This window comes from Arthrobacter sp. TE12231, assembly GCF_054062895.1.
On the sequence record NZ_JBSSFS010000001.1, the window covers coordinates 2,705,728 to 2,732,185 of the forward strand.

The following is a 26,458-nucleotide window of genomic DNA, read 5'->3' on the forward strand; positions in this document are numbered from 1 at the left end:
GTGGCCGGCAATCAGAGAACTTGGAACTTAGATGCCGAGCATCTTCCGGATGACCTTGGCGTCGCCCTTGAAGACGATCTTGTCGCCGGCAAGGCGACGGGTCAGCCGTGAGGACTTGTGCTCGAGGTAGTGACGGCGGTTGGCCTGCTGACGGCGCAGCTTGCCGCTACCGGTCAGCTTGAAGCGCTTCTTAGCACCGCTGTGGGTCTTCATCTTCGGCATGGGAACCGATCTCCTTACGTATCCGCAGAAAAGTCTGCAGCTCTTTCGTGCAGCCGCCCCTGCGGGCGGCATGCTGGTTGCTTGCTGCCGGACATTGCTGTCCGGCAGCCGTGAACTAGTTGGTCTTCTTGCTGCCGGGCTTGGCGGCAGCCCGGGGGGCGGCCGGCCGTGCGGCGGGCTTCGGAGCTGCAGGCCTCGGAACCGGCTTCGGAGCAGCGACCGGCTTCGGTGCTGCTGCCGGAGCGGCCGGAGCGGATTCCGCAGCCTTCTCCTCCGGAGCCTTAGCCACAGGGGCCTTAGCCACGGGAGCCGGGGCCGGAGCGGCCTTCGGAGCCTCGGGAGCCTTGGCTGCTGCCGGCTTCTCGGCCGCCTTCGGAGCCTCGGGAGCCTTGGCTGCTGCCGGCTTCTCGGCCGCCTTGGGAGCAGCTTCCTTCGGGGCTTCCTGGGCCGGAGCCTCCTCGGCCTTGGCTTCCTCGACCGGGGCGTGCGTGGCTGCCGCCGTTTCAGCCGTGGTCTCTTCGACCTTGGCTTCTTCGACCGCGGGAGCCTCCGTTGCAGGAGCCTCCGTCGCTACGACGTAGCCTTCGGGCAGGAGGTCAGACAGCGTCTGCGTGAGCGGGGCGTTGCCGCCGGAGACGTCGACGCGGCCCGATGCCTTGGCTTCGTTCTCAGCCTTGGCTTCCGCACGCTGCGTTGCGCGGCGGGCCTCTGCCTTGGCTTCAGCCTTATTCTTCAGCGGGCCCACCACCATGACCATGTTGCGGCCATCGATCCGGGGGCTGGACTCCACAACGCCAACTTCGGCGACGTCGTCCGCGAAACGCTGGAGCAGGCGGATGCCCATCTCGGGACGCTGCTGCTCACGGCCGCGGAACTGGATCATGGCCTTGACCTTGTCACCAGCGCCGAGGAAGCGGAGCGCGTGGCCGCGCTTCGTCTCGTAGTCGTGGGTGTCAATCTTCAGGCGGAAGCGGATTTCCTTCAGGACCGTGTTGGTCTGGTTCTTCCGGGCCTCGCGCGCCTTGACAGCGGCCTCGTACTTGTACTTGCCGAAGTCCATCAGCTTGCACACCGGAGGCTTGGCCTGCGGTGCAACTTCAACGAGATCAAGATCGGACTCGGCAGCCAAACGCAGGGCATCCTCAATACGGACAATTCCTACCTGTTCGCCTGCAGGGCCGACCAGCCGCACCTCGGGGACGCGGATACGCTCATTGATTCTTGGCTCGCTAATGTTAAAGCTCCTGTGTTCGTGAGGGGTATTCCACCGGCAAAAAGAGAAGGCCCCCAATTGCCGGAGCAATCGAAGGCCTCAAGATCGGAACTGCCGCCCTCAATGAGGCGGCATGCACTTTCGCCGGACCGGAGTCCGAGGTTGTGCCCGACCAGGTACCCGGCAACCTTGACTCCCGTGAGGGAGGGGCTTCCCGAAGGAAGTTTCGCGGCTGACGCGGGTGGGAGAGAACTCCGCTTGCAAACTAAAAGCCAATTCTACAGAAAGATACCCGCTCAACGCACGTGTGCGTCGCCGGGCACCGCCTACACCGGGAAGCACCAGTCAAAAACAGGCACCACAGGTAAGAAGCACTGCAGAATAACGACATTCAGTCGGTCTGTGACAAGCTTACCAGCATGAGCACTTCAGACAGTAATTCCCATGTCTTCGAGCCCGCAGCCGCACAGGCCGACGTCTCGCAGCAGATTCGCGACATCTCGGAAGTCCCCGCGATCGAGGTCATCACCACGGCCGCCGTGCACCTGATGAGTGCCGCCGCAGTGAAGCTGGGCCTCGCCGCCGAGGAAAATGCCCAGGAACTCAAGGACCTGGACGAGGCCCGCAAACTCATCACCGCCCTCGCCGGCCTGGTGACGTCCGCGGCACCGGAAATCGGCTCACAGCACGCCGGGCCGTTGCGCGACGGACTGCGTTCGCTGCAGCTGGCCTTCCGCGAGGAATCGATCATCCCCGACGCTCCGGGCAAGGGCCCGGGCGAGAAGTACACCGGCCCCGTCAACTAGTCACAGTCAACTAGTCACGGCCACCTCAGCACTTTCGTCAGCTATGACACGCCGGCGGGCGGACCCTCCGGGTCCGCCCGCCGGCGTCGTTAACTCTGCTTCGATCCATCGGGACTCAGTGCGGCCCCGGGCCCGGGCACGGCGCGGTCCCCCTGACAGGGACGGCCCGGCGTCAAGCGTGGGCCAGGCGGCGGCGGCGCATCTGCTGTAGGACGAGTCCTACGAGGCAGAGGCCCACGCCAGCCAGCCCCACGGCGACGAAGCCGGCCGACGGGCCGATGACGTCGATGAACAGCCCGGCGAGCGGCGCGCCCAGAGCCACGCCGCCGGTGAGCGAGGACCCGTACCAGCCCATCGCCTCGCCGCGACGGCTCTCGTCAACGAGTTCGGCCACCTTTTCCGAGGCCGCGGACAGCACCGGCGCGCACAGCAGCCCCGGCAACAGCGAGAGCAGGCTGAGGGTCCAGGTATCGGTCGCGAACGCCATCGGGACCGTCAGCGCTGACATTCCCAACAGCAGGAGGATCGGAGAGACGGGCCGGTGCATGGCGCCGTAGACTATGCCGCCCACTACCGAGGCCGCGCACCAGAAGACGAAGACGATCCCGATTTCGCCCTCGTGCCCGCCCGTCTGGAGGGCTGCGACGATGCCGACGTCGGTGCCGCTGAGGACCATGCCGGCACCGGCCGCGACGGCGAAGACGGCTCCCACGGCGGCGGTGAACCAACTGAAATTGTGGATGACTCGGTGGCGCAGGCCAGAGCGCCGCTGCCGCCGTTCCTCGGCCGCGGCCGCCAGGGGCGCCAGTTCGGCCGCGGCCTCCTGGAGGTGGGCCGGCGCGGCGGCGACGACGGCGGCCTCCGCGCACTCGAGCTCCTCCGCCTCGAGCCCGGCGTCGGGGGCCGCGCTCCGGGTGGGCGGATTGAACCACATGAGGAAAAGTCCGGAGACGGACGTGGCCACGCCGACTATTGTCAGGCCCAGGACCGACTGCCCGCTGGTGGCGACGACGGCGCCGACGGCGGGGCCGATCATGAAGACCAGCTCGGTGGCGATGGCATCGAGGGCGAAGGCGGTGCGGCGCTGGTCCCCGGTGGCCAGTACGCCCAGGGACTGCCGCACCACGCTGAAGATGGGCAGCGTGAGCAGGCCGCCGACGAAGACCAACGGCAGCAGGACCTCGTAGGAGACGTGCGGCACGATGGACCAGATCACGGTCTCGGAGATGACGGACGGGATGAGCGCCTTGCGCAGTCCCACGGTGTCGACCCGGCGTCCGCGCCAGGGCGCCCCGACGGCGATTCCGATCGTCATGACGGCGGCCGCCGCGCCGGCGGCCGCGTAGCCCTGGCCGAGGGTCAGGACGATGTGCAGGGTCAGCAGGACGCCGGCCGCCGAGTGCGGTATGCGGGCAATCATCCCGACCAGCAGGAGCCGCCTGATGGGCCGGACGGCGAGCAGCTCCCGGTAAAGCGCGAAATTCACGACACTACATCCTTCTGGTACTGCCCACGGCAGCACCGGGAGGTCCCCCCGTTGGGCCGTCAGCTATGGTGCTGCGCGCTGCAGCTTGACCTCGATTGAGTCAACCCGCTCGGCAAAGAATTCATTCCGGGCCCAGTCGTTGTTGAGGCCGGCGACGATGGACTGCACGCCGGCGGCGTCGAGTCCGTCCTCAAGGTACAGGACCACGCGGAGTTCCGGGCCGGATCCCCCGCCGGGGAGCCGCCTGCCATCGGCTGTAGCCGAGGCAATTCCACCCCCCGGATGAATTTCAACACGGCGGACCGCCGGAAAGCCAACCGCGCTGTCCCCGAGGGCGCGCGCGAGTTCCGGATCGGCATACGACGGCGTCCAGGTTTGCTGCTGGGCCAGTGCCCAGACCGCCGGTCTGCGGACCACGAACGTCAGGTCCGCGCCGGGATCCAGCACGAGCAGCTCGGCACCTTCCGCAACGGCGGACAGGGCCGCCCGGGCCGCGTAGACCGCCACAGGCCTGGCCTCCGGATGCCAGGCCTCCAGTGACGCCGCCGAGGTGAAGACCGGCATGGCCGTCCGCCCGTCCGGCGCTTTGAGCGTGACGAGGGCCATATCGGCCTGCTTGTCGGCATGGAGGCCGCCGGCGCCTTCCCCCTCCTCGGCGAGCTGGGCCAGGATGGGCACGAAGACCCGGGCGGTGGCGAGCGCGGCCACCACGGCTGCCTCGTCGCCGGTGCCGGCGGCGAGGTTGGCCACGGCCGCTAGGTAGCCGGCGTCGGCAGCGCCGTCGTCGTCCTCGAAATTGTGGATCTTCGCGGCTTCCCCGGACAGGCTGCGGCCCGCCCAGGGTTGGCCAGCGGAGTCCGTGGCGCCGCCGGCGCCGGCGAGGGCAGCCGCGATATGTCCGGGCAGATGCCGGACCGGAGCCGCGCCGGCGTCCGGCTGCCCTGCGTTGTGGGGGTCGTGGGTGTCGCCGGGCTCGCGGGTGTGCGTCATGACCGGTGACCGCTTAGCGGCGGCCGGCGACGTCGAGGGCCTGGGGCAGTGTGAAGTTGCCGTTGTAGAGGGCCTTGCCGATGATGGCGCCCTCAACGCCGAGCGGCACCAGGGACCGCAGGACCTGCAGGTCCTCAAGGCTGGAAATGCCGCCTGAGGCGACCACCGGCTTGCCCGTCTTCTCGACCATCTGGCGCAGGAGTTCGACGTTGGGGCCCTGGAGGGTGCCGTCCTTGGTCACGTCGGTGACGACGTACCGGGCGCAGCCTGCGTCTTCGAGGCGGCCGAGCACCTCCCAGAGGTCCCCGCCTTCCTTGGTCCAGCCGCGGCCGGCGAGCGTGGTACCGCGGACATCGAGGCCGACGGCGATCTTATCGCCAAAGCGCTCGATCACCCGGGAGGTCCATTCCGGGTTCTCCAGTGCCGCGGTACCCAGGTTCACGCGGGCCACGCCGAGGTCGAGCGCCTTTTCGAGGGATTCGTCGTCGCGCAGGCCGCCGGAGAGTTCCACCTTGATGTCCAGCCGCCCCACGACCTCGCGCAGCAGTTCAGCGTTGGAGCCGCGCCCGAATGCGGCGTCCAGGTCCACCAGATGCACCCACTCGGCCCCCTGCTGCTGCCAGTTGAGGGCGGCCTCCAGCGGAGTGCCGTAGCTCGTCTCGCTGCCGGCTTCGCCCTGCACGAGCCGGACGGCCTGGCCGTTGACGACGTCGACGGCGGGCAGAAGCTCGAGTACGGGCAGCGGGGTTTCGGTGGTCATCGTGGTGTCCTCAGCTCGGGATGGTGGGTCAGGAACGCGGCACGGTCGTCAGGACGCCGGCAGGGTCAGGAGATAGGCGGCCAGCAGCGACATGCCGGCCAGGATGTAGAACACGACCTCCACCCAGCGCGGACTTTTCTGCTGGCGGAAGGAGATTGCGCCGCCGACCAGCAGGCCGGCGACGCCCATGAGGACCAGGGACCACATCTAGGCGGTCTGTTCCGGTGCCGCGGGGCGCAGGCTGTCGACCCAGTTGCGCAGGAGCCGGGCGCCGGCGTCGCCGGACTTCTCCGGGTGGAACTGCGTGGCGCACAGCGGGCCGTTCTCCACGGCCGCAATGAACGGGGCACCGTGTTCGGACCAGGTCACCAGGGGCGCCGCCATCCGGGGCTGGATGACGTCGAAGTCCCAGTGCTGGACCCCGTAGGAGTGCACGAAGTAGAAGCGCTCACCCTCGACGCCGACGAACAACTTGGATCCCTCCGGGACGGAGACGGTGTTCCAGCCCATGTGGGGCACGACGTCGGCGGGCAGCAACTCGACCTTGCCGGGCCACTCACCCATGCCTTCGGCTTCCGTGCCGTGCTCGACGCCTGCCTCGAACAGCACCTGGAGCCCCACGCAGATGGCAAGCACGGGGCGGCCGCCGGCGACGCGGCGGCCGATCATGCGGATGGCATCCACGGACTTGAGCTCGCGCATGACGGTTTCGAAGGCGCCGACGCCGGGGACCACGAGGCCGTCGGCGTTGAGGACGTCCTCGGGCTTGGAACTGAGGATGACCTCGGCGCCGGCGCGCTCCAGAGCACGGACTGCAGAGCGGACGTTGCCGGAACCGTAGTCCAGCACAGTGACGGTCGGCTTTCCCTCCGGAGACACCGGTTTGGTTCCGGCGGCCGGGTCGATGATGGCCCCGTCGCGCAGGACCGGGCCGGTCACAGTGCGCCCTTGGTGGACGGAATGCCCTCGACCCGGGGGTCCGGTTCGACGGCTGCGCGCAGGGCCCGGGCGAACGCCTTGAACTGGGCCTCGACGATGTGGTGGGGGTCGCGTCCGGCCGTGACGTTCATGTGAAGGCAGATCCCGGCGTGGAGCGTGATCGCCTCGAACACGTGGCGGGTCAGCGAGCCGGTGAAGTGGCCGCCGATCAGGTGGTATTCCTGGCCTGCCGGCTCGCCGGCGTGCACAAGGTAGGGCCGGCCCGAGACGTCGACGACGGCCTGCGCGAGCGCCTCATCCAGGGGCACGGTCGCCTCGCCGAAGCGGCGGATTCCGGCTTTGTTGCCCAATGCGGTCCGCAGAACCTCGCCAAAGGTGATGGCCACGTCCTCGACGGTGTGGTGGACATCGATGTGGGTGTCGCCGGTGGCCTTGACGGTCATGTCAATCAGCGAGTGCTTGCTCAGGGCCGTCAGCATGTGGTCGTAGAACGGGACCGACGTGCTGATATCCGAGACCCCGGTGCCGTCCAGGTTGATCTCGACCAGCACCGAGGACTCACTGGTGGTCCGTTCCATGCGTGCGGTCCGGCCCTCGGCGGCGGTGGCTCCGGTGTTGCTCATGTAGATGTGTCCTTTGGAAGAAGGCAGGGTGCTGGGCAGTCTGGCGGGGCGCACTGGCTCCCCGTCAAGTCTAGGCCTGCGGCGTTGCGTGGCTGGTCAGGATGCGTTCAAGGGCTTCGAGGAAGGCTGTGGTTTCCGTCTCAGTGCCCGCGGTCACGCGAAGGTGCCCCGGGATGCCGACGTCGCGGATGAGGACGCCGGCGTCCAGCAGGCCCTGCCAGACGTCGTGCGGGCTCTCCAGTCCGCCGAAGAACACGTAGTTCGAATCGGAAGCCGCCGGCTTGAGGCCCAGGCGGGTCAGCTCGGACACGATCCGGTCGCGCTGGCGCTTGATGTCCTCGACGTCGGCCATGAGGGCCACGCGGTGGTGCAGTGCGGCCAGGGCCGTGGCCTGGGTGATAGCTGACAGGTGGTACGGCAGACGGACCAGCCGCAGGGCGTCGGTGACCTCGGGAGCGGCGGCCATGTACCCGAGCCGCGCCCCGGCGAGGGCGAAGGCCTTGCTCATGGTGCGCGAGACGATGAGCCGTTCCCGGCCGGGCAGCAGGGTCAGCGCGCTGGGTGTGCCGTCGTGGGCAAACTCGTGGTACGCCTCGTCGACGATCACGATGGTCTGGCTGGCCTGGCCGGCGTCATAGACGGCCTCGACGACATCAAGACCCAGTCCGGTACCGGTGGGGTTGTTCGGGGAGCACAGGAAGACAATGTTGGGCTGCAGTTCCCGGACTTGGCGGGCAGCCGATTCCGCGCTGAGCCCGTAGTCCGCCGCGCGGGCGCCGACGATGTACTCCGTGTCCGTGCCGGCGGCCAGCAGCGGGTACATCGAGTATGTGGGAGGGAAACCGAGGGCCGTCCGGCCGGGGCCGCCAAAGGCCTGGAGGATTTGCTGAAGGACTTCGTTGGAGCCGTTCGCGGCCCAGATGTTCTCCGCGCCCAGACCGTGGCCAAGGTACTCGGCCAGGGCTTCCCGCAATTCGGTGAACTCCCGGTCCGGATACCGGTTCAGCCCGACTGCGGCGGCGCTGACAGCCTCAGTGATAGCGGCGCGGACGTCGGCCGGGACACCATGGGTGTTCTCGTTGACGTTGAGCAGAATGGGGACGTCCAGCTGGGGTGCGCCATACGGTCGCAGGCCGCGCAGATTGGTTCGGAGGGGCAGTCGGTTGAGGCGCTCAAGCTGGTCAGTCACGTGACCAGTTTAAGTGGAAGCGGGACGGGCGCTGAAACTGTGACGCCCGGGACGGGCGCCGGCGGTACCTACTTGGACGGAACGAACAGCTGCTGGCCCGGCATTACACGCGCAGCGTCAAGGTTGTTCAGTTGCACGATATCGGCCACGACGTCCCGGGGATCGCGTTCCGGCGCGACGGTCCCCGCAATGGCCCAGAGGGACTCCCCCGGCTGGACCGTCACGGAAACAGTGGGCGTCACATTGAGCTGGTCCGCGGAATCCGCCGCCTTGGCCGGAGCGTTGAGGAATCCGCTGAACGACAAGATGAGCGCTGCCAGCAGGATCAGCGGGATCCCGAAGAAGACGAACCGTCCGCGCCGGGTGAGCCGCAGCGGCGCCTGCTTCGGCCGCCGGGTGACCCCGCGGTCCGTGATGCTGTGATCAAAAGTGCTGTGAAACGCGCTTGCTGCTGACATGAACTGAGCCCTCCTGGACCATACGGTGCCGCCGGCGTTCTCCACATACTCGCCGCCAACCGGCCGAACCTTCGAACATAGAACCGAAGAATGCACTCGACTCGCAAATCCTTGAATCGAACACATATTCGAACTTTGCTAGTTCTGTTTTAGCACTTAGTAACGAACGATGTCGAGACTCGCTAGAACAAATGTTTGAAAAAGCTCTGCCGCTGGCCTACTTTTGAGGGAAAGAACAACAGCTTGTGAACTCGTTCATCGGTAGTTGATCAGGAGGGTCTGACATTTCAGGCCGGAAGTTCCCGGTGACAGCAGCCACGGCGGCCGGGTGGAACGGAAAGGCGTTGGCGAACATGGCAGCACAAGCCACCGGCGGCCGGGCCAGTTCACGGAGCGCCCAGCCTGCACGGGCCCCCAAGAGCCTGACCGTTCGGCAGAAGAAAATCCTGGAAACGATCCAGCGCTCCGTCAGTGACAACGGCTACCCGCCGTCCATGCGCGAAATCGGCGACACCGTCGGACTCGCCAGCCTGTCGAGCGTGACCCATCAGCTGTCCCAACTGGAAAAGCTCGGGTACCTGCGTCGCGACCCAAAGCGTCCAAGGGCCATGGAAGTGCTCATGCCGCTGACCCTGGACGAGGGTACGAGGGCCATTTCGGGCGTCGAGAAGTCCAGCGGCCTCCGGGCCGTAGGTGGCCTCTCCGTGACGGAACTCGCCAGCGCCACCGACACGGCAATGGTGCCGTTCGTCGGACGCATCGCGGCCGGCGGACCGATCCTCGCCGACCAGGTGGTGGAGGACGTCATGCCCCTGCCGCGCCAGCTGGTGGGCCACGGCGAACTCTTTATGCTCAAGGTGGCCGGCGACTCGATGATCGATGCCGCCATCTGCGACGGCGACTGGGTGGTTGTCCGCCGCCAGGGCGACGCCGTGAACGGCGACATCGTGGCCGCGCTGCTCGATGATGAAGCAACGGTCAAGACGTTCCGCCAGCGCGACGGCCACACCTGGCTGCTGCCGCAAAACACCCAGTACGAGCCCATCCTCGGCGACCACGCCGTGATCATGGGCAAGGTCGTCTCGGTGCTCCGCTCCCTCTAGCCACCCCGTGGCAGGCCTCCCGGGGTAGCCACCCCCGGAACGGCTTCCAGGGGCCGGAGCCACGGCTCCGGCCCCTGCTTTTTAGTCCTTTCCGGAGTCCTTCGCCAGGCGCTTCAAGGCGGCCACGGCGATCGAAGGATCCGTGGTGGGCCAGAACGGCGGAAGCGCGGCGCGGAGGAACCCGCCGTAGCGCTCCGTGGACAGCCTCGAATCCAGCACCGCCACCACACCCTTGTCCGAGGTCGAGCGGATCAGCCGGCCGGCGCCCTGCGCCAGGCGGATTGCGGCGTGCGTGGCCGAGACGGACATGAAGCCGTTGCCGCCGGCCTGTGCCACCGCACGCGAACGTGCTGTCATGAGCGGGTCGTCCGGCCGCGGGAACGGAATCCTGTCAATGACCACCAGGCGGCAGGACACCCCGGGAACGTCGACACCCTGCCACAGGGACATCGTGCCGAACAAACATGTGTCCGGCTCGTCGGCAAACTGCCGCACGAGCGCCGTTATGCTCGACTCCCCCTGACACAGGATGCTGAGGCCCAGCCGTGGCCGCATCGCCTCGGCGGCCTCCTCCGCCGCCCGCCGGGAGGAAAACAAGCACAGGGCGCCCCCGCCGGAGGCACGGATCAGTTTCTCGAGTTCGTCCAGGGCCTCCGGGGACGTGCCGCGGCCGGGCTTGGGCAGGTGCTGGGCGACATAGAGGATGCCCTGCTTCGGATAGTCGAACGGGGACCCGACGTCGACGCCGGTCCAGCTCGGGGCGCCGCTGCCGACCAGGCCGAGGCCTCCGGCGGCCGGCTCGAACGCCGCCCCGATGGCGAGCGTGGCGGATGTCAGGATGACGGTGTGGTCCGCGAACAGTCCTTCACGCAACCGCCCCGCGACGCTCAACGGAGCCACATTGATCAAGGCCGGCGCGGTCTCGTCCGGCTGGGAGTAGCCCTGCGCCGGGTCGAAGCTGCTATTGCGGGAGAACCACACGACTTCGCGGTTTTCCCGCGCGGCCAGGAGTCGTTCGCAGAGTTCCAGGATGACCATGAGGCGGGACCGGGCGAGCTGGCGACCGCCGTCGGCCGTCGTGGAGCTGTCCCCCTTGGAATCGGAGAGCGCGGCGCGGCAGGCGTCGCGCAACTGGTCGATGCAGTCCAGCTGCTCGGTGTTCAGGCCGTTGGGCATCAACCCGCTGGGGACACCGTCGATGGCGAGTTCCAGGTGGGAGGCGGCATTGTTCAGGGCGTCCACGGTGATGCCGGTGTGCTTCCGGGCCCCGGAGGCAGCGGCGTGGACCATCGCGACGGAGAGCTGGCCGGAGACTGCGCCTGTGACGCGGTCCTGCAGTTCGTGGGCCTCGTCCACCACCACGACGTCGTACTCAGGCAGGACCGCCAGGCCTTCGAACGCGCTGACGGCGAGCATGGCATGGTTGGTGACCACGACGTCGGCATCGGCGGCGTTCTGCCGGGCCAGTTCACTGAAGCATTCGGCCGCGAGCGGGCACTTTTGCGCGCCGAGACACTCCATGGACGTGACGGAGACCTGCCGCCAGGCCCGGTCCGTGACACCGGGCATGAGTTCGTCCCGGTCTCCCGTGACCGTCTCCTCCGCCCATTCGCGCAGGCGCACGACTTCCTTGCCGAGCTGGGAGGACGGCCCGCCCAGCGCGGCGGCAAAGTGCGGCACGGACGTGTCCTCGCCGAGGGAGAACAGTTGTCCCTCAGACGGTTCCTCGGACGGGAAGCCGCCCTCGATCTTGTGCCGGCACACATAGTTGGACCGGCCCTTCACCAAGGCAACCTTGACGGGCCGCTCCAGGGCCGGGGTGATCGTCTTGAGCAGCCGGGGCAGGTCGCGGCCGACAATCTGGGTCTGCAGTGCCAGGGTCGCGGTGGAGACCAGGGTGGGCTTGTTGCTGGTCAGCGAGTGGGCGATCAGCGGAATCAGGTACGCCAGAGACTTGCCGGTGCCCGTGCCGGCCTGGACCAGCAGGTGGTCGCCGCTGTCGATCGCGCGCGCCACCTGCCGGGCCATTTCGTGCTGGCCGTCGCGGCTCTGGCCACCCATGCCGGACACGGCACGGTCGAGCAGCTCAATCACGAACTCCTCGCCGGTCCCGCCGGCCGTGTTGCCGCCCGCTGCGTCCTCGCCCGTCCCGCCATCGGCCGGTTCCGCGTCAGCGGCCCCGGCGTCCGGGGATCCGGCCTTGGCTTTGGTCACCGCAGCCTCAGTCATTGCTGATGAAGGGATCCAGTTCAGCGGCGAGTCCTTCGCGCACCATCACCACGGCCCGGGTGCCGGTTTCCTCGTGCTCGAGGCTGAGGATCTCAGCGTCGGTCTCGTGGAGCTTGTTGAGCAGATCTCCGCGGTTGTACGGGATCAACAGTTCAAGCTTCACGCCGGGGCGCGGAATGCCGTCACTGATGGCCTTGAGCAGTTCCGGGATGCCTTCACCTGTGCGTGCCGAGACCACCACGTGGCGCGGTTCGCGCTGCTTGAGCCGTTCGACCACAAACGGGTCGGCGGCGTCGGCCTTGTTCAGGACGATGATTTCCGGAACCTTGCGGGCGTCGACTTCGCTGAAGACTGCCCGGACTGCGGCGATCTGGCCCTCGGGGTCCGGGTGCGAGACGTCGACGACGTGCAGGATGAGGTCCGAGTCGGCCACCTCTTCCAGGGTGGAGCGGAATGCTTCCACGAGCTGGGTGGGCAGCGAGCGGACGAATCCCACGGTGTCCGCCAGCGTGTAGCCGAGGCCGTCGGCGGTTTCTGCCTTGCGCACGGTGGGGTCCAGCGTGGCGAACAGGGCGTTCTCCACCAGCACCCCGGCGTCGGTCAGGCGGTTCAGGAGCGAGGACTTCCCGGCGTTGGTGTAGCCGGCGATCGCTACTGACGGCACGGCATTACGACGGCGGTTGGCGCGCTTGGTTTCCCGGGCGGGCTTCATGGCGGCGATTTCGCGCCGCAGCTTGGCCATGCGGGTGCGGATCCGGCGGCGGTCCAGTTCGATCTTGGTTTCACCGGGACCACGGGAACCCATGCCGGCGCCGGCGCCGCCCACCTGGCCACCGGCCTGGCGGGACATCGACTCGCCCCAGCCGCGCAGGCGCGGGAGCAGGTATTCGAGCTGGGCCAGTTCCACCTGTGCCTTGCCTTCCCGGCTCTTGGCGTGCTGCGCGAAGATGTCCAGGATGAGCGCGGTGCGGTCGATGACTTTGACCTTGACGATGTCCTCCAGGCCGCGCCGCTGGGACGGGGCGAGCTCGGCGTCGACCACTACGGTGTCGGCGCCCGTGGACATCACGATGGCTTTGAGTTCCTGCGCCTTGCCGGAGCCGAGGAAGGTTCCGGGGTCGGGCTTGGCCCGGCGCTGGACGAGCCCGTCCAGGACCTCGGAGCCGGCCGTCTCAGCGAGGGCCGCAAGTTCACGCAGGGAGTTCTCGGCGTCGGCGAGGGTACCTTCGCTCCAGAGACCGGCCAGGACGACGCGTTCGAGGCGCAGCTGACGGTATTCGACCTCGGTGACGTCCTCGAGTTCGGTGGACAGGCCCGCCTTGCGGCGCAGGGCGTGGCGTTCCTCGAGGTCCTGCTGGTCGCCGTCGAAGTTGGTGTACACGTCGTCCAGGCGCGAGATGGCCTGTGCCGTGCCGAACACCGCCTTCTGGCCGCCGGCACTCGTGCCGGCTGCGTCGTGGGCTCCGGTGCCGCGGCCCGCGTTCGGGGCAGGGGCGTCCTTGGAGAGGATCCGGTCGATAACAGCCTGGATCTCCTCAGGGCTCATGTCCTGGGCGGCTGAATCGGGTCCGGTGTTGGGCTGGCTGGTCATGGTCTCCTTTAGGGGTTCGGCTATTTCAGAATAGTGCCGATTGGTGCTCTGTGGAGCGGTATTCGCGCTGGGCTGACGGCGAGGGGTCATGCAGGCCTCCTGGAATGCCCGCGGCAACGGTGCCGGGGCAGGGCCGGCTCCGGGCGGAGCGCTGGCTGGGTAAAGAGAAGGGCTAGGTAAAGAGAACAGCTAGGTGAAGAGAGCGGCTCGGTGGGAGAGGCGCCCGAGGCGCCCGGCTGCGGGGAACGCAGTGAGGTAATCGCCGTCCGCCGGGCCGGCCCGGAAGCGGGCCAGGCACGGTATCAAGGAAAGAAGGGCCGCCGTCAAGGCGTTGTCGAGAAAAGCGGCTGGATTCCAAGTGTTTCGTGCACCTGCCGGCGAGATAACTCGACGTGGCGATGGAGCACTGAGCGGAAGGCGTCTACCTGCGTCGCTGTGGGGACGGGATGAGACCCGTGCCGGCTACTTGGAGATCAAGATCATGCTTTTAAGCCTAGCAGACGCCGAAGCTCGCCCGGTTCACGCGGTCAGCTCCCCGGGGTGCGCCGTTCGGGGCGGGCCGCCGGGACCGTTCACGCCCCGTTCCAAGGCTTGGCGGCCGCTCCTTCCTGGCACCGCGGCCGTTCCGTTGCGTACCCGGGCCCGGACGCCGTTCCGCGTCCCGTCCGGTTTCCCATTCGGGTGGACCGCCAACTAATCTGGCCCATTATGGAGTCTGCACACTATTTCAGCGCCCAGCCCGCCGGGCCCTTCACCCGCAAGCCGCTCACCGTGGACCTTGCCGGTGAGACGCGCCGGCTGCAGACGTCCTCGGGGATCTTCAGCCCGGACGGGATCGACAAGGGAACGGCCGTGCTGCTGGCCGATGTCCCGGCTCCGGCTCCGCAGGGGAACCTGCTTGATATCGGCTGCGGCTGGGGCCCGATTGCCCTGACCATGGCCCTGCGGGCACCGCACTCCCGCGTCTACGCGGTGGACGTGAACGAGCGCTGCGTGACCCTGACCAACGAAAACGCCGCACTGCTGGGACTCACCAACGTCACCGCCAGCACGCCGGAGGCGGTGGACCCCGAACTGCGTTTTGACACCATCTGGTCCAACCCGCCTATCCGGATCGGCAAGGACGAACTTCACGCGCTCCTGCGCCTGTGGATTCCGCGGCTGGCGCCGGGCGGATCGGCGTGGCTCGTGGTCCAGAAGAATCTCGGCTCGGATTCGCTGCAACGTTGGCTCGCGGCGGAGCTCGATTCCAGCTTCACCGTGACCCGTGAGAGCACGTCGAAGTCGTTCCGGATCCTTCGGGTCAGGAAAGCGTCCCGGTAGCCACGATCACGGCCGGGCCGCTGAGCTCGACGTGTTCGTGTCCCTCCGGGCCGACGAAGAATTTCACACCGACCGCTCCGCCGGGAACGTGAACGTTCCACGCGTCCGGCGCGCCCTGCCCGGCCCAGTGGCGGATGGCGACGGCGGCGGCGCAGGCACCGGTGCCGCATGACTGGGTTTCCCCCACCCCCCGCTCGTGGACCCGCATGGTGATGGTGCCCGTGCCGTCGTGGACGAGTGGTTCGGAGGGCACCACGAATTCAACATTGGTGCCGTGCGGCGGCGTCGGATCCACCTTGGGCGCGGTGAACAGCTGCGTGGCCTCAAGTTCGGCCATTTCGGCCAGGGCCACCACTGTGTGCGGGTTGCCCATGCTGACCGACAGTGCGGGCCTGGCCACCTCCAGCCCCTCGGCGCTGACGAGCGAATCCATGGCCCGCGCGGTCGCCTCGCCCGGGAAAATGAACGCCCAGGGCCCCATGTCGACGGCGTAGCCGGCAGCGGTGCGGACGATCGTCTTCACGCCGCCCCGGGTGCCGATGACGAGGGATTCGCCGGCCGGCAGGTTCACGAGGCCTTCGGCGATGAGGAAGTGCACAAAGACGCGGACGCCGTTGCCGCACATCTCAGACAGTGAGCCGTCGCCATTGCGGTAGTCCATGAACCACTCGGCGTCGGGGTGGGCGGTCAGCAATTCCTGCCCCTCGGGCAGGAGCCGCGAGGGCACCGCACGGATCAGGCCGTCGCCGCCGATGCCGCGGTGCCGGTCGCAGAGCGCCGCGACCTGCTCGGGGCTGAGCGACAGTGCGCCGTTGGGGTCGGCGATCAGGACAAAGTCGTTGCCTGTTCCGTGGCCTTTGGAAAACTTCAGACCGCTGAGGGATGCGGTATCGCCGGCGGCAGGGGCGGCGGTTACGGCTTGGGATGCGTCCATGCTCCAAGGTTACCGTTCCGTATGGAGAGCTCCGGCACCGTGACGGGAAGGCTACGGCGGCGGCGGAACGGGCGCCGTCCGGCACAGGGCCGCGGCCCTGGCCACCAGGGCGGGATCCTGCCAGTCCAGCCAGATGACCCGGGGATCGGCACGGAACCAGGTCAGTTGCCGGCGCGCGAACTGCCGGGTGGCGATGATCGTTTCGTCCGTGGCCTGCTCGAGGCTGGAAGTGCCGTCGAGAACCCGGAGGAACTGGGCATAGCCGAGGGCCCGTGGCGCGGTCCTGCCGTTGCGGAGCCCCGCGGCGTCGAGCCGCCGGACTTCCTCCAGCAGCCCCCGGTCCACCATGGCGTGGACCCGCAGGGCCAGGCGCTCCCGGAGCAGTTCCCTGTCGACTTCGAGCCCGATCTGGACGGCAGGCTGGAAGTACTCGCGGGCGGGCATGAAGGAGCTGAACGGGCGTCCGGTGAGTTCGAAGACTTCCAGGGCGCGGACGATGCGCCGGGCATCGCCGAGCCTGCCGGCCGACACGGGGTCCACGGCTTCCAGCCGTTGCCGCAGCGGCGCGGGGCCCGCCGTTTCCAGTTCGACCTCCAGGCGCCGTCGGATATCTGGATCCGTGCCGGGAAACTCCAGGACATCGAGCGCGGCACGGACGTACAGTCCGGAGCCGCCGGCCAGGATGGCCCGCTTCCCGCGGGCGTGGATGTCTCCGATCAGGGCGCGGGCCTGCTGCTGGAAGTCCGAGACGCTCGCTTCCTCGGTCACGTCCAGGATGTCCAGGAGGTGGTGCGGGACTCCCCTGCGTTCGGCGTCGGTGATCTTGGCCGTGCCGATGTCCATGCCGCGGTAGAACTGCATGGAATCGGCGTTGATGACCTCGCCGTTGAGTTCCAGCGCCAGCGAAACGGCGAGGTCGGACTTGCCGGAACCGGTGGGCCCGACGACGGCGATCACCGGCGGCGCTGCCGCCGTCTGCAGCGCCGTGGCCGGCTGGCCGTGCACCTGCGCGACGGCGCTGCGTTGAGGTCCCGGCACGGCGCTAACGGCCGCGGACCGGGAGGCTGGGCATGCCCAACGACACGCCGGCCTTGCCCGACGCGCCGGTTTTGCCCGCCGGACTCGTCGGGCCGGCACCGCAGGAATCGGCCTGGGACCGGTCCCAGGCGTCACCGGCACGCGACCGGCGCAGGCTGTAATCCGCCGCCGAGGCGGGGTCGGCGACGAGGTGGAACGCGGCCGCTTCAGTGATGGTGACGGTCACGAGGTCGCCGGGCCGGGGCACGTCGGCGCCCTCGGGCACCGAGAAGTGCACCAGCCGCTGGTCCTGGGACCGGCCGGAGAGGCGGTGGGTTTCCTCCGCCTTGCGGCCGGACTGGGCGGTCACCATGACCTCGACGCGGCGGCCGAGCTGGCGGGCGTTTTCCTCGGCAGCAATCCGGTCCTGCAGGGCCGTGAGGCGCTCGAAGCGCTCCTGGACCACGGCCTTCGGGAGCTGGTCCGGCAGGTCCGCGGCGGGGGTGCCGGGCCGCTTGGAGTATTGGAAGGTGAAGGCGGTGGCGAAGCGGGACTTCTCGACGACGTCGAGCGTGGCCTGGAAGTCTTCCTCGGTCTCGCCGGGGAAGCCGACGATGATGTCCGTGGAGATGGCCGCGTGCGGGATCTTCTCACGGACCTTGTCCAGGATGCCGAGGAACTTCGCAGAGCGGTAGGACCGCTTCATGTCCTTGAGGACCTTATCCGAGCCGGACTGCAGGGGCATATGCAGCTGCGGCATGACGTTGGGCGTCTCGGCCATGGCATCGATGACGTCGTCGGTGAAGGCCGCGGGGTGCGGACTCGTGAAGCGGACACGCTCCAGGCCCGGGATTTCCCCGCAGGCACGCAGGAGCTTCGAAAACGCCTGCCGGTCGCCGAACTCGACGCCATAGGAATTCACGTTCTGCCCCAGCAGGGTCACTTCAATGGCGCCGTCGTCCACAAGGGCCTGGATCTCGGCCAGGATCTCCCCCGGGCGGCGGTCCTTTTCCTTGCCCCGCAAGGCAGGCACGATGCAGAAGGTGCAGGTGTTGTTGCAGCCAACCGAGATGGACACCCAGCCCGAATAGACGGAGTCCCGCTTGGTCGGAAGGGTCGAGGGGAAGACGTCCAACGATTCGAGGATTTCCAGCTGGGCCTCGTTGTTGTGGCGGGCCCGGTCCAGCAGGGCAGGAAGGGCACCGACGTTGTGGGTGCCGAAGACCGCGTCGACCCACGGCGCCTTCTTGAGGATGGTCTCCCGGTCCTTCTGCGCGAGGCACCCGCCGACGGCGATCTGCATGCCGGGATTGGCTGCCTTGACCGGGGCCAGGATGCCCAGGTTCCCGTACAGCTTGTTGTCGGCGTTCTCCCGGACCGCGCAGGTGTTGAAGACCACGACGTCGGCAAGCTCGCCGGTGGACGGTACGTAGCCCGCGGCTTCAAGCATGCCGGCCATACGCTCGGAATCGTGCACGTTCATTTGGCACCCGAAGGTGCGTACCTGGTACGTGCGGGGCTGAGCCGAACCGGAGTTGAGCTCCGTGGCAGTTGCATCTGCGCTGACTGCCGAAGATGCTGTGGGAGAAGTGGTGCCGGCCGCTGGGGAGGGAATGGTAAAACTCACCTGTTAAGGGTAACGGTTAGGGGTAACCGGTTGTGGCCGGGCCTGCGCGGACGCGGGAAGGGACGGCGGCTGCGAGCCCTTAGTCGCCGGCTCCGGCGGCCGCGGCATCGAGCGCCTCGGCGACGATCCGGAAGGCCAGTGCGGGCTGGTAACCCTTGCGGGCAAGCATCGACGCCAGGCGGCGGGTGATCTTGTCCCGCTCCGCACGGTCCTCGTCGCCGGTGAATCCCCGCAGTTTGCGCTCCACGAGCTCACGGGCGGCCGCCTCTTCGTCGGCGTCGCTGAGCTGATCGAGCGCGCTGGCAGCGGTATCCGGGTCGATCCCCTTGTCCGCCAGTTCGCGGCGCAGGGCCCCTTTGGCGAGCTTGCGCGTTTGGGACCTGCTGCGGACCCACATGTCGGCGAACTCGGCGTCGTCAACCAGCCGCACTTCCTCGAAGCGGTTCAGTACGGCCTCGGCCACGTCCTCGGGGACGTTGCGCTCGGCCAGCTTGCGGGACAGCTGCAGACGGCTCTTGGGCGAATTCGTCAGTTGGCGCAGCACGATGGCACGCGCCACCGCCGCAGGATCCGCGTCCGGGTCCAGTTCCGGTGACGGCGCCGTGGTTCCCCGGGACCCGTTCGACCCCCGGGAACTGCGCGAGCCCTGCGTTCCTCGTGAACCGCGCCGGGTCGACCCCATGCCGGGGTCGCCAGCGCCCGGGTCAGGGTTCCGTTGCCGGAACCCTGACCCGCTGCCGGCGCCGGGGCTAGAAGCCGTCAACGGCCTTCAGCTTCGGTGATTCCTCGGTCTCGGCGGGGGCCTTCACGCCGACGCCGAGCTTTTCCTTGATCAGGCGCTCGAGTTCGGCCGCCAGTTCCGGGTTGTCGCGCAGGAACCGGCGGGAGTTCTCCATGCCCTGGCCCAGCTGGTCGCCATCGTAGGTGAACCAGGAACCGGACTTCTTGATCAGGCCGTGCTCGACACCCATATCGATGATGCCGCCCTCGCGGGAAATACCCTGGCCGTAGATGATGTCGAACTCGGCGATCTTGAAGGGCGGTGCCATCTTGTTCTTGACGATCTTGGCCTTGGTGCGGTTGCCGACGGAGTCCGCGCCCTCCTTGAGGGTCTGGATCCGGCGGACGTCGATGCGGATTGAGGCATAGAACTTCAGGGCCTTACCACCGGTGGTGGTTTCCGGGGAGCCAAAGAAGACGCCGATCTTTTCGCGCAACTGGTTGATGAAGATGGCCGTGGTCTTGGTCTGGCTCAGTCGGCCGGTGATCTTGCGGAGGGCCTGGCTCATCAGGCGGGCCTGCAGGCCGACGTGGCTGTCGCCCATGTCGCCTTCGATTTCGGCACGGGGAACCAGAGCGGCAACCGAGTCAATGACAATGACGTCAAGGGATCCCGAACCAATGAGCATGTCCATGATTTCCAGGGCCTGCTCGCCGGTGTCCGGCTGGGAGACCAGGAGGGCGTCAGTGTCGACGCCCAGCTTGGCGGCGTATTCCGGGTCGAGGGCGTGTTCGGCGTCGATGAAGGCGGCGATGCCGCCCTGGCGCTGGGCGTTGGCAACGGCGTGCAGCGCCACGGTCGTCTTACCGGAGGATTCCGGACCGTAGATTTCCACGACACGGCCGCGGGGCAGGCCGCCAATTCCCAAAGCGACGTCCAGGGCAATGGAACCGGTGGGGATAACCTCGATGGGCGCACGGACTTCGTCGCCGAGGCGCATAACCGAGCCTTTGCCGAACTGCTTGTCAATCTGGGCAAGCGCTGCGTCGAGCGCCTTCTGGCGATCCGGGGCTGCGGCCATGATTCACACCTCTAATACTTTCTCGCTGTGGAGTGGCCGTGTAGGCCCTTCGTCTGTCATCACTGACGCTACTGGCACCCTCCGACAAAGTTGTCGCTGGGGACCCCTTATGTGGAAAACGCCGTATGTGGAAAACGCTCAAAAAAAGCATATCCCTATCCGAACAGATATTCGAACAATAATGCGGCGTGTCAGACGCCGGCCCCTGACGGCAGGAGGCCCGGCGGCGCATCCGGCGGCATGCCGGGCGGAGTTTCAGGCGTCAGCTGGGCCCGGCGTTGTCGCGGGGTTTGATGTCCCTGCCGAGACGGCGTTCCGGCGGGACGTCCTGGACGTCGCACAGGGCAAGCCACACCTGGCGGGGAGGGATGCCGGCGCTGAGGGCCTGGTCCGCGGTGCGTCCGCCGACGCCGGCCAGAACCAGCGAGCTGCTCAGGACACGGGAGTACCCGGCACCGAACTCGTCGTCCATAAGCCGCCAAAAGTCACTGATTCGCACCAGTAAAGTCTCTCACGGCGCGGGACTCTAGAATGGTTGCCATGAGCAACCCACCCGAGGCCGCTGCAGATTCCTCCCCTGGAGACACCGGCGTTGACGCCGTCGTTGACGCCGATGCGGCCCTGAACGCCGTCGAAAACCAGCTGAGCCTGCTCTGGCGTCGCGGCCGGTCCATTTCCAATCAGCTCTCCCGCGAGGTCCACCCGGACGTGGAACCCGCTGCGTATGGACTGCTCACCGTGATCCGCAAGCAAGGACCTATCCGGCTGACCGACCTCGCCTCCAGCATCGGCGTCGGCAAACCCTCGGTGAGCCGGCAAATCGCGTTCCTCGAGGGCCTCGGCCTCGTGTCGAAGGAAGCGGACCCCCTCGATGGCCGGGCGCAGGCCATCCGCCTGACGCCCGAGGGCGAGGAAAGGATGCACCAGGTCCAGGACGCCCGGCGTGAGGTCTTCCGGAAGCGCCTGGCGCAGTGGCCGGCCGAAGACCTACAGGCTCTCGCCACCTACATGGCAAAGCTCAATGCCACCTACGAACGCGATGGCTTCCCCCGGGACGAACACGCCTGAGACTCGAAAAGGACCCCCGGCCGAGCCGGGGGTCCTTTTCTAACGTCTGTGAGTTGGCGTCTAGCGTGCTCCGGAAAGGAGGCCCTTCGCCAGCTCGTCGTTGAGGTCGGAATTGAGTTCTCGGTCGAGGTCGCGGCCGTAGCGCTGCGCGAACTCCTGCGGGACGGTGTCCGGAACCGCGACACCCTCGGCGACCGCGACGCGGTCGCTGACTTCGCGGAGCATGCTCGAGAGCGGAACATCGAGGGCCGAGCAGATCGAGGACAGCAACTCCGAGGAGGCTTCCTTCTGGCCGCGCTCCACTTCACTCAGGTAGCCCAAGGACACACGGGCACTGTGCGAAACTTCGCGGAGGGTACGGCCTTGGCGCTGGCGGACATCGCGCAGGACATCACCGATTTCGTGACGAAGTACTACCATCTTGCGCTCCTTCTGTTCGCTCTTTGCCTGATCGGCGAGGCCCACATCCTTCCAGCGGACAACGCCGTTTACGGATACGGGCTGCTTTACCATCTGTATCGCCTTGCTCCTCGTACTGTCGAGTCCGCCGGTGGGGGCGGACTCTGCTGATGTTTTCATCCTAGGCGCCTCCCTTATTTGGAAGCGACACAATGTAACAACTATTCGGAATCAACTTTTGTTCCCGGCAACTTTACGCCGGGTAGCCTTCGGAAGATAGGGCCTCAAGCAGGCGTTCCAAGGCCGCGCCGCACGCGAGGGCGCGGATCTCGGCGCGGCTGCCGTCAAAGGAATACGGGTACGACGTCGAGCCCTCCGCCGTCGCGATGCCGACAAAGACCGTGCCCACCGCCTTGCCGTCGTGCGGTTCGGGCCCGGCCACACCGGTGGTTGACACGCCAATATCGGCGCGACAGACGCGCCGGGCACCGTCGGCCATCGCCGCGGCGACCTGCCCGTCCACGGAACCGACGGCGTCGAGCAGACCGGCGGGGACGCCCAGGACGTCGGTCTTGACCGAGCTGGCGTAGGACACGACGCCGCCCTGCAGCATCGCGGAGGCACCCGGCGTGTCGGCCAGGATCGCCGCGACCATTCCGGCCGTCAGGGATTCGGCGGTGGCAGCGGTCACCCCACGGCCGATGGCGCCGGTGACGGCCTGCTCCGCCAGCCGGTGAAGGTTGGGGTGCAGCTTGGGATGAAGATTGGGGTCCGGCTTGGCGTTCAAATCAGTCATGGCTTGTTCTCCCCTACCCGTGCTTTCTCTGCCTTGATGCCGGCGGCCCGCAGTTTGAGGGCCTCGATAACGTACTCGCCGCCGGTCCACAACGTGATGGCCAGCGCAGCCATCATGACGACGAACGCCACAACTCCGAGCCACGGGGCGATGGATGCCAGCGGTAGGACGTAGAGGAAGATCGCCACCGTCTGCACAACCGTCTTGAGCTTCCCGCCCCGCGAGGCCGGAATGACGCCGTAGCGGATAACGAAGAACCGCAGGGCGGTGATGCCCCACTCCCGGAGCAGGATCAGGATCGTCACCCACCACGGCAGTTCCTGGAGCAGCGAAAGCATGACCAGGGCCGAGCCGATCAGGAGTTTGTCGGCGATCGGGTCCGCGATCTTCCCGAAGTCGGTGACGAGTCCGCGGGACCTGGCGATGTCGCCGTCGAGCTTGTCCGTGTAGATAGCGACCGCGAACACGACGGAGGCCGCCCAGCGCCAGACGCCGTTCTGGGCCTGGAGCCCGGGGGCGTCGAGGACGAGGAACCAGACGAAGAACGGCACCAGCACTATCCGCAGCATCGTCAGGATATTCGGCAGGTTCCAGATCCGCGAGGCGGATCCGGCGTTGGCTTCGTCGCTATTCACCTTCCTAGGCTACCCGTCTTCCCGGACTACCGTCCGGTGAGGGACCAAGCGTCCTCCGAGCCGTCCTCGTCATCGGAGCCGCCGTCGGCGCCGTCGTGGTAGTCGATCGCCTGGGTGCGGTTGGCCAGGTCAGCCGCCACGAGGTCCTCCGCGTATCCGCCCTGGGCGATGTTCGCATTTGCGTTCTCACTGAGCGCCGCCGTCTGGGAATCCGCGACGGCGGGCGCGTCGAGCCCCTTCATCGCGGCCAGTACCGCGGCGAGGTCATCCGGCTTGACCAGCACGTCGCGGGCCTTGGACCCTTCCGAGGGTCCCACCACTCCCCTGGACTCGAGCAGGTCCATGAGGCGTCCGGCTTTCGCGAAGCCGACACGGAGCTTGCGCTGCAGCATCGAGGTGGAGCCGAACTGCGTGGTGACCACGAGTTCGGTCGCCTGGAGGAGGACTTCGAGGTCGTCCCCGATGTCGTCGTCGATCTGCTTCTTCTGTGCCTCGGGCGCGACGTCGTCCCGGTAGACGGCCTTGAGCTGGCCCTTGACGTGTTCGACCACCTTGTGAATCTCCGACTCCGTGACCCACGCGCCCTGGACGCGCATGGCCTTGGAGGCGCCCATGGGCAGGAAGAGGGCGTCGCCCTGGCCGATGAGTTTCTCTGCGCCCGGCTGGTCCAGGACCACCCGGGAGTCGGTGACGGAGGACGTGGCGAAGGCCATGCGGGAGGGCACGTTCGCCTTGATCAGGCCGGTCACGACGTCGACGGAAGGACGCTGGGTGGCGAGAACGAGGTGGATGCCGGCCGCACGCGCCAGCTGGGTGATGCGGACGATCGAGTCTTCGACGTCGCGCGGGGCGACCATCATGAGGTCGGCGAGTTCGTCCACGATCACCAGCAGGTACGGGTAGGGCTTGATGACGCGCTTGGAGTCCACGGGCGGGTGGACCTTGCCGGCCCGGACGGCCTTGTTGAAGTCGTCGATGTGCTTGAAGCCGTAGTTGGCGAGGTCGTCGTAGCGGGCGTCCATTTCCCGGACCACCCACTGCAGCGCCTCGGCGGCCTTCTTCGGGTTGGTGATGATCGGGGTGATGAGGTGCGGGACGCCCTCATAGGCCGTGAGTTCCACGCGCTTGGGGTCCACCATGACCATACGGACCTCGTCCGGGGTGGCCCGCATCAGGATCGAGGTGATCATGGAGTTCACGAACGAGGACTTGCCGGCGCCGGTGGCGCCGGCCACCAGCAGGTGTGGCATCTTGGCGAGGTTTGCCACGACGTACCCGCCCTCGACGTCCTTGCCGACGCCCATGACCATGGGGTGGTCGGTGCGGCGGGCGTTCTGGCTGCGGAGGACGTCGCCCAGGGACACGGTCTCGCGGTCCGTGTTGGGGATCTCGATGCCGATGGCGGACTTGCCCGGGATGGGGCTCAGGATGCGCACGTCCGAGCTCGCGACGGCGTAGGAGATGTTCTTGGACAAGGCGGTGACCCGCTCCACCTTGGTGCCCGGGGACAGTTCGATTTCGTAGCGGGTCACGGTGGGGCCGCGGCTGAAGCCGGTCACCTGGGCATCGACGTTGAACTGGTTCAGGGTCTCGGTGAGCGAGGCGACGATCGCGTCGTTGGCCTCGGTGCGTTCCTTGGGGATGGAGCCGGGCGTCAGCATGTCCGACGCCGGCAGGGTGTAGGTGACGTCGCCGGCCAGCGAGAGCTGTTCGGTGCGCTGCGGAATCGGGGTGGGCAGCGGTGCCGGCGCCACCGGGTTGGCGGGGACCTTCGGGGCTGCCGCGGCGGCGGGGTTGAGCGAGCCCGCGGCCACCATTCCGGGAGTCACCAGCGGGATGGCCTCGGTGGCGTAGTCTCCCGGCGATCCGGCGGCCGCGCCGAGGCCCTGGGCCGCCTTGATCTTCTCAACGGCGATCTCGGCCTGGGTGGGACGGCGGACACCGGGTGCGACGCCGGACTCGGCACCGGGTTCGACGTCGGGGCCGGCACCAGCCAGCGCCTTGGCGCCCCTGGCCCGTTTGGCGGGCGGCGCGTCGTCAGCTGCTTCCGCGTCGGCAATGAGCGCCCGCTCGAACGCTTCGTCGCCGACGTAGCCTTCCAGGCCGGCGTCGTCGTCATGGTCCCTGCCGAAGAGGCGCCTGCGCTTCTTCCTGGGCGCCGCCGCGGCGTCGTTCTCGTAGAGGTAGCTGCGGTCGTGACGGTCCCCGCCGTCGTCGTCCTGCAGGTCGATGCCCATCAGGTGCTCGTAGGCGTCCCGGAGGCGGCCGGGGATGGCGCCGAAGGGTGTCGCCGTGACGATCAGCAGTGAGGTGAAGGCCAGCAGGCTGTACACCGCCACGGGGACGGCGGGGTGGACCGCGGCCAGCGGGGCGGCGGCGAGGTAACCGAGCATGCCGCCCGCCTTGCGCAGGCCGTCGAAGCCGTCGGCCACCGTCGGCTGGCCGCCGATGATGTGGGCCAGGCCGGAGCCGGCGAAGGTCATGATGAGGAAGCCGATGCCGATCCGGTTGTTGCCGCGGCCGTCGTCGGGCTGGCGGAACAGGCGGAAGGCGCACACGAACAGCATGAGCGGCAGCAGCAGAGACATCCAGCCGAACGTGCCGTTGATGACCGCGAACACGAGGTCCGGGAGCCAGCCTTGGAACCCCCACCACGCGAAGGTGGCGACGAAGACGCCCAGGGCCAGGTTGAACAGTGCGGCACCGTCGCGGCGGTCCTCGGGGGCGAGGTCGCTGACGTCGTGGCCGACACGCCGGATGCCGGCGCCGACCACGTGGCCAATGCCAAGCCATGCACCGGCGAGCACCCGGACAATCCAGGGCTGGGGCGGCTCAACGGCGGCCAGCTGACGGGTCCGGGCGGTGCCGGTGGTTCTACCTGCGGTCCCACCTGCGGCGCCCCGCGGCCGGGCGGATTTGGATGCGGCGGGACTGGACCCCCGGCCGGGAGAACTGCCTGATTTGCCGCTTGAGTTTCCTCTAGGCGCGGGAGAAGTACGAGTCGCCATACCCGCCACGGTACCGGATGCCAGCTCTAAAACCCCGAATTTCCGGGCCGCCCGGGATCATGTTGTTCCTGGTTCCAACGCCGAACGGCCTCCCCCGCCCGCTGTAGCCCTGAGGCTGCGAGCGGGCCGGGAAGGCCGTTCCCCGGGCATCTGCCCGGTGTGCGCGAAGGGGTTTACGCCCGGCGAACCAACTGAGGCTCACGCCCGGCGAACCAACTGAGGTTTACGCCCGGCGAACCA

26 protein-coding genes are annotated in these 26,458 nt (G+C 67.7%); 4 read left to right on the top strand and 22 right to left on the bottom strand.

The features are described 5' to 3' along the window. Positions 1–27: 27 nt before the first annotated feature. Entirely contained in the window at positions 28–222 is a 195-nt protein-coding gene (gene rpmI, locus ACVWYS_RS12200) for a 50S ribosomal protein L35 (RefSeq protein ID WP_009358635.1), read from the bottom strand. Positions 223–337: 115 nt separating this feature from the next. Continuing rightward, positions 338–1,414 carry a translation initiation factor IF-3 gene (infC, locus tag ACVWYS_RS12205; protein WP_237563488.1) on the bottom strand — a complete coding sequence of 359 codons (1,077 nt, stop codon included), beginning with the start codon at positions 1,412–1,414 and terminating at the stop codon, positions 338–340. A gap of 440 nt (positions 1,415–1,854) precedes the next feature. Here infC and ACVWYS_RS12210 point away from each other — a divergent pair, with 440 nt between their 5' ends. Next, on the top strand, positions 1,855–2,241 hold the full coding sequence (locus ACVWYS_RS12210; RefSeq protein ID WP_091249882.1) for a DUF1844 domain-containing protein: 387 nt from the start codon (positions 1,855–1,857) through the stop codon (positions 2,239–2,241). Positions 2,242–2,413: 172 nt separating this feature from the next. On the opposite strand, the gene ACVWYS_RS12215 is transcribed toward ACVWYS_RS12210, so the two are convergent. The 8 genes from ACVWYS_RS12215 to ACVWYS_RS12250 form a co-directional block, all read right to left on the bottom strand. After that, on the bottom strand, positions 2,414–3,727 hold the full coding sequence (locus ACVWYS_RS12215) for an MFS transporter (RefSeq protein WP_456509824.1): 1,314 nt from the start codon (positions 3,725–3,727) through the stop codon (positions 2,414–2,416). A 63-nt stretch (positions 3,728–3,790) separates the two neighbouring features. Beyond that, entirely contained in the window at positions 3,791–4,717 is a 927-nt protein-coding gene (locus ACVWYS_RS12220; RefSeq protein ID WP_344362432.1) for an SseB family protein, read from the bottom strand. A gap of 13 nt (positions 4,718–4,730) precedes the next feature. Beyond that, on the bottom strand, positions 4,731–5,477 hold the full coding sequence (gene priA / locus ACVWYS_RS12225; protein WP_344362433.1) for a bifunctional 1-(5-phosphoribosyl)-5-((5-phosphoribosylamino)methylideneamino)imidazole-4-carboxamide isomerase/phosphoribosylanthranilate isomerase PriA: 747 nt from the start codon (positions 5,475–5,477) through the stop codon (positions 4,731–4,733). Between the two features lie 48 nt (positions 5,478–5,525). Continuing rightward, positions 5,526–5,684 carry a hypothetical protein gene (locus ACVWYS_RS12230; RefSeq protein ID WP_175460408.1) on the bottom strand — a complete coding sequence of 53 codons (159 nt, stop codon included), beginning with the start codon at positions 5,682–5,684 and terminating at the stop codon, positions 5,526–5,528. Next, complete coding sequence (hisH, locus tag ACVWYS_RS12235) at positions 5,685–6,416, bottom strand: imidazole glycerol phosphate synthase subunit HisH (RefSeq protein WP_344362438.1); 732 nt, start codon at positions 6,414–6,416, stop codon at positions 5,685–5,687. Then, positions 6,413–7,039, bottom strand: a complete 627-nt coding sequence (gene hisB, locus ACVWYS_RS12240) for an imidazoleglycerol-phosphate dehydratase HisB (protein WP_091249867.1) — start codon at positions 7,037–7,039, stop codon at positions 6,413–6,415. Before hisB ends, hisH begins: the two co-directional genes overlap by 4 nt. Positions 7,040–7,109: 70 nt before the next feature. Then, positions 7,110–8,228, bottom strand: coding sequence for a histidinol-phosphate transaminase (locus ACVWYS_RS12245; RefSeq protein ID WP_456509825.1), 1,119 nt, complete (start codon positions 8,226–8,228; stop codon positions 7,110–7,112). Between the two features lie 68 nt (positions 8,229–8,296). Next, on the bottom strand, positions 8,297–8,686 hold the full coding sequence (locus ACVWYS_RS12250; protein WP_344362445.1) for a LysM peptidoglycan-binding domain-containing protein: 390 nt from the start codon (positions 8,684–8,686) through the stop codon (positions 8,297–8,299). A 353-nt stretch (positions 8,687–9,039) separates the two neighbouring features. Between ACVWYS_RS12250 and lexA the strand changes: the two genes are divergently transcribed. Then, on the top strand, positions 9,040–9,789 hold the full coding sequence (gene lexA / locus ACVWYS_RS12255) for a transcriptional repressor LexA (protein ID WP_091250045.1): 750 nt from the start codon (positions 9,040–9,042) through the stop codon (positions 9,787–9,789). 81 nt (positions 9,790–9,870) lie between these two features. Here the strand turns inward: lexA and ACVWYS_RS12260 are convergent, their stop codons facing one another. Continuing rightward, positions 9,871–12,018 carry an ATP-dependent DNA helicase gene (locus ACVWYS_RS12260; RefSeq protein WP_456509826.1) on the bottom strand — a complete coding sequence of 716 codons (2,148 nt, stop codon included), beginning with the start codon at positions 12,016–12,018 and terminating at the stop codon, positions 9,871–9,873. Next, positions 12,011–13,609 carry a GTPase HflX gene (hflX, locus tag ACVWYS_RS12265; protein ID WP_116767818.1) on the bottom strand — a complete coding sequence of 533 codons (1,599 nt, stop codon included), beginning with the start codon at positions 13,607–13,609 and terminating at the stop codon, positions 12,011–12,013. The genes ACVWYS_RS12260 and hflX overlap by 8 nt, the downstream gene beginning before the upstream one ends. Before the next feature lie 708 nt (positions 13,610–14,317). On the opposite strand from hflX, the gene ACVWYS_RS12270 reads away from it, so the two are divergent. Next, positions 14,318–14,932, top strand: a complete 615-nt coding sequence (locus ACVWYS_RS12270; RefSeq protein WP_116767819.1) for a class I SAM-dependent methyltransferase — start codon at positions 14,318–14,320, stop codon at positions 14,930–14,932. On the opposite strand, the gene dapF is transcribed toward ACVWYS_RS12270, so the two are convergent. The 6 genes from dapF to ACVWYS_RS12300 form a co-directional block, all read right to left on the bottom strand. Continuing rightward, positions 14,913–15,866 carry a diaminopimelate epimerase gene (gene dapF, locus ACVWYS_RS12275; RefSeq protein ID WP_344362452.1) on the bottom strand — a complete coding sequence of 318 codons (954 nt, stop codon included), beginning with the start codon at positions 15,864–15,866 and terminating at the stop codon, positions 14,913–14,915. The genes ACVWYS_RS12270 and dapF overlap by 20 nt on opposite strands. Positions 15,867–15,917: 51 nt before the next feature. Further along, a complete protein-coding gene (miaA, locus tag ACVWYS_RS12280; RefSeq protein WP_344362526.1) occupies positions 15,918–16,847 on the bottom strand; it encodes a tRNA (adenosine(37)-N6)-dimethylallyltransferase MiaA in 930 nt (309 codons plus the stop codon). A 61-nt stretch (positions 16,848–16,908) separates the two neighbouring features. Then, positions 16,909–18,510, bottom strand: a complete 1,602-nt coding sequence (gene miaB / locus ACVWYS_RS12285) for a tRNA (N6-isopentenyl adenosine(37)-C2)-methylthiotransferase MiaB (protein ID WP_344362455.1) — start codon at positions 18,508–18,510, stop codon at positions 16,909–16,911. A 79-nt stretch (positions 18,511–18,589) separates the two neighbouring features. After that, positions 18,590–19,069, bottom strand: coding sequence for a regulatory protein RecX (locus ACVWYS_RS12290; protein ID WP_344362457.1), 480 nt, complete (start codon positions 19,067–19,069; stop codon positions 18,590–18,592). Positions 19,070–19,259: 190 nt separating this feature from the next. Beyond that, positions 19,260–20,312 (bottom strand): recombinase RecA, encoded by a 1,053-nt coding sequence (gene recA, locus ACVWYS_RS12295; RefSeq protein ID WP_018774457.1) that lies wholly within the window; start codon positions 20,310–20,312, stop codon positions 19,260–19,262. A gap of 262 nt (positions 20,313–20,574) precedes the next feature. Next, a complete protein-coding gene (locus ACVWYS_RS12300) occupies positions 20,575–20,811 on the bottom strand; it encodes a DUF3046 domain-containing protein (RefSeq protein ID WP_116767821.1) in 237 nt (78 codons plus the stop codon). Positions 20,812–20,852: 41 nt separating this feature from the next. On the opposite strand from ACVWYS_RS12300, the gene ACVWYS_RS12305 reads away from it, so the two are divergent. After that, complete coding sequence (locus tag ACVWYS_RS12305; protein WP_116767822.1) at positions 20,853–21,380, top strand: MarR family winged helix-turn-helix transcriptional regulator; 528 nt, start codon at positions 20,853–20,855, stop codon at positions 21,378–21,380. A gap of 60 nt (positions 21,381–21,440) precedes the next feature. Here the strand turns inward: ACVWYS_RS12305 and ACVWYS_RS12310 are convergent, their stop codons facing one another. The 4 genes from ACVWYS_RS12310 to ACVWYS_RS12325 all read right to left on the bottom strand — a co-directional run bounded on the left by ACVWYS_RS12310 (position 21,441) and on the right by ACVWYS_RS12325 (position 26,218). Next, positions 21,441–21,893: a helix-turn-helix domain-containing protein gene (locus ACVWYS_RS12310; protein WP_066434909.1), complete on the bottom strand. Its 453-nt coding sequence runs from the start codon at positions 21,891–21,893 to the stop codon at positions 21,441–21,443. 139 nt (positions 21,894–22,032) lie between these two features. Continuing rightward, positions 22,033–22,575 carry a CinA family protein gene (locus ACVWYS_RS12315; RefSeq protein WP_344362465.1) on the bottom strand — a complete coding sequence of 181 codons (543 nt, stop codon included), beginning with the start codon at positions 22,573–22,575 and terminating at the stop codon, positions 22,033–22,035. Further along, positions 22,572–23,210, bottom strand: coding sequence for a CDP-diacylglycerol--glycerol-3-phosphate 3-phosphatidyltransferase (pgsA, locus tag ACVWYS_RS12320; RefSeq protein WP_456509827.1), 639 nt, complete (start codon positions 23,208–23,210; stop codon positions 22,572–22,574). The genes ACVWYS_RS12315 and pgsA overlap by 4 nt, the downstream gene beginning before the upstream one ends. 26 nt (positions 23,211–23,236) lie before the next feature. Continuing rightward, positions 23,237–26,218 (bottom strand): DNA translocase FtsK, encoded by a 2,982-nt coding sequence (locus ACVWYS_RS12325; RefSeq protein WP_456509828.1) that lies wholly within the window; start codon positions 26,216–26,218, stop codon positions 23,237–23,239. Between the last annotated feature and the right edge of the window lie 240 nt (positions 26,219–26,458).

Coding starts and splice junctions, on each gene's coding strand:
- ACVWYS_RS12220 (WP_344362432.1), bottom strand. CDS start 4,717: ATGACGCACACCCGCGAGCCCGGCGACACCCACGACCCCCACAACGCA.
- ACVWYS_RS12270 (WP_116767819.1), top strand. CDS start 14,318: ATGGAGTCTGCACACTATTTCAGCGCCCAGCCCGCCGGGCCCTTCACC.
- rpmI (WP_009358635.1), bottom strand. CDS start 222: ATGCCGAAGATGAAGACCCACAGCGGTGCTAAGAAGCGCTTCAAGCTG.
- hflX (WP_116767818.1), bottom strand. CDS start 13,609: ATGACCAGCCAGCCCAACACCGGACCCGATTCAGCCGCCCAGGACATG.
- ACVWYS_RS12260 (WP_456509826.1), bottom strand. CDS start 12,018: ATGACTGAGGCTGCGGTGACCAAAGCCAAGGCCGGATCCCCGGACGCC.
- lexA (WP_091250045.1), top strand. CDS start 9,040: ATGGCAGCACAAGCCACCGGCGGCCGGGCCAGTTCACGGAGCGCCCAG.
- ACVWYS_RS12230 (WP_175460408.1), bottom strand. CDS start 5,684: ATGTGGTCCCTGGTCCTCATGGGCGTCGCCGGCCTGCTGGTCGGCGGC.
- ACVWYS_RS12315 (WP_344362465.1), bottom strand. CDS start 22,575: ATGACTGATTTGAACGCCAAGCCGGACCCCAATCTTCATCCCAAGCTG.
- dapF (WP_344362452.1), bottom strand. CDS start 15,866: ATGGACGCATCCCAAGCCGTAACCGCCGCCCCTGCCGCCGGCGATACC.
- hisB (WP_091249867.1), bottom strand. CDS start 7,039: ATGAGCAACACCGGAGCCACCGCCGCCGAGGGCCGGACCGCACGCATG.
- priA (WP_344362433.1), bottom strand. CDS start 5,477: ATGACCACCGAAACCCCGCTGCCCGTACTCGAGCTTCTGCCCGCCGTC.
- ACVWYS_RS12305 (WP_116767822.1), top strand. CDS start 20,853: ATGAGCAACCCACCCGAGGCCGCTGCAGATTCCTCCCCTGGAGACACC.
- ACVWYS_RS12250 (WP_344362445.1), bottom strand. CDS start 8,686: ATGTCAGCAGCAAGCGCGTTTCACAGCACTTTTGATCACAGCATCACG.
- recA (WP_018774457.1), bottom strand. CDS start 20,312: ATGGCCGCAGCCCCGGATCGCCAGAAGGCGCTCGACGCAGCGCTTGCC.
- ACVWYS_RS12210 (WP_091249882.1), top strand. CDS start 1,855: ATGAGCACTTCAGACAGTAATTCCCATGTCTTCGAGCCCGCAGCCGCA.
- ACVWYS_RS12325 (WP_456509828.1), bottom strand. CDS start 26,218: ATGGCGACTCGTACTTCTCCCGCGCCTAGAGGAAACTCAAGCGGCAAA.
- ACVWYS_RS12310 (WP_066434909.1), bottom strand. CDS start 21,893: ATGGTAAAGCAGCCCGTATCCGTAAACGGCGTTGTCCGCTGGAAGGAT.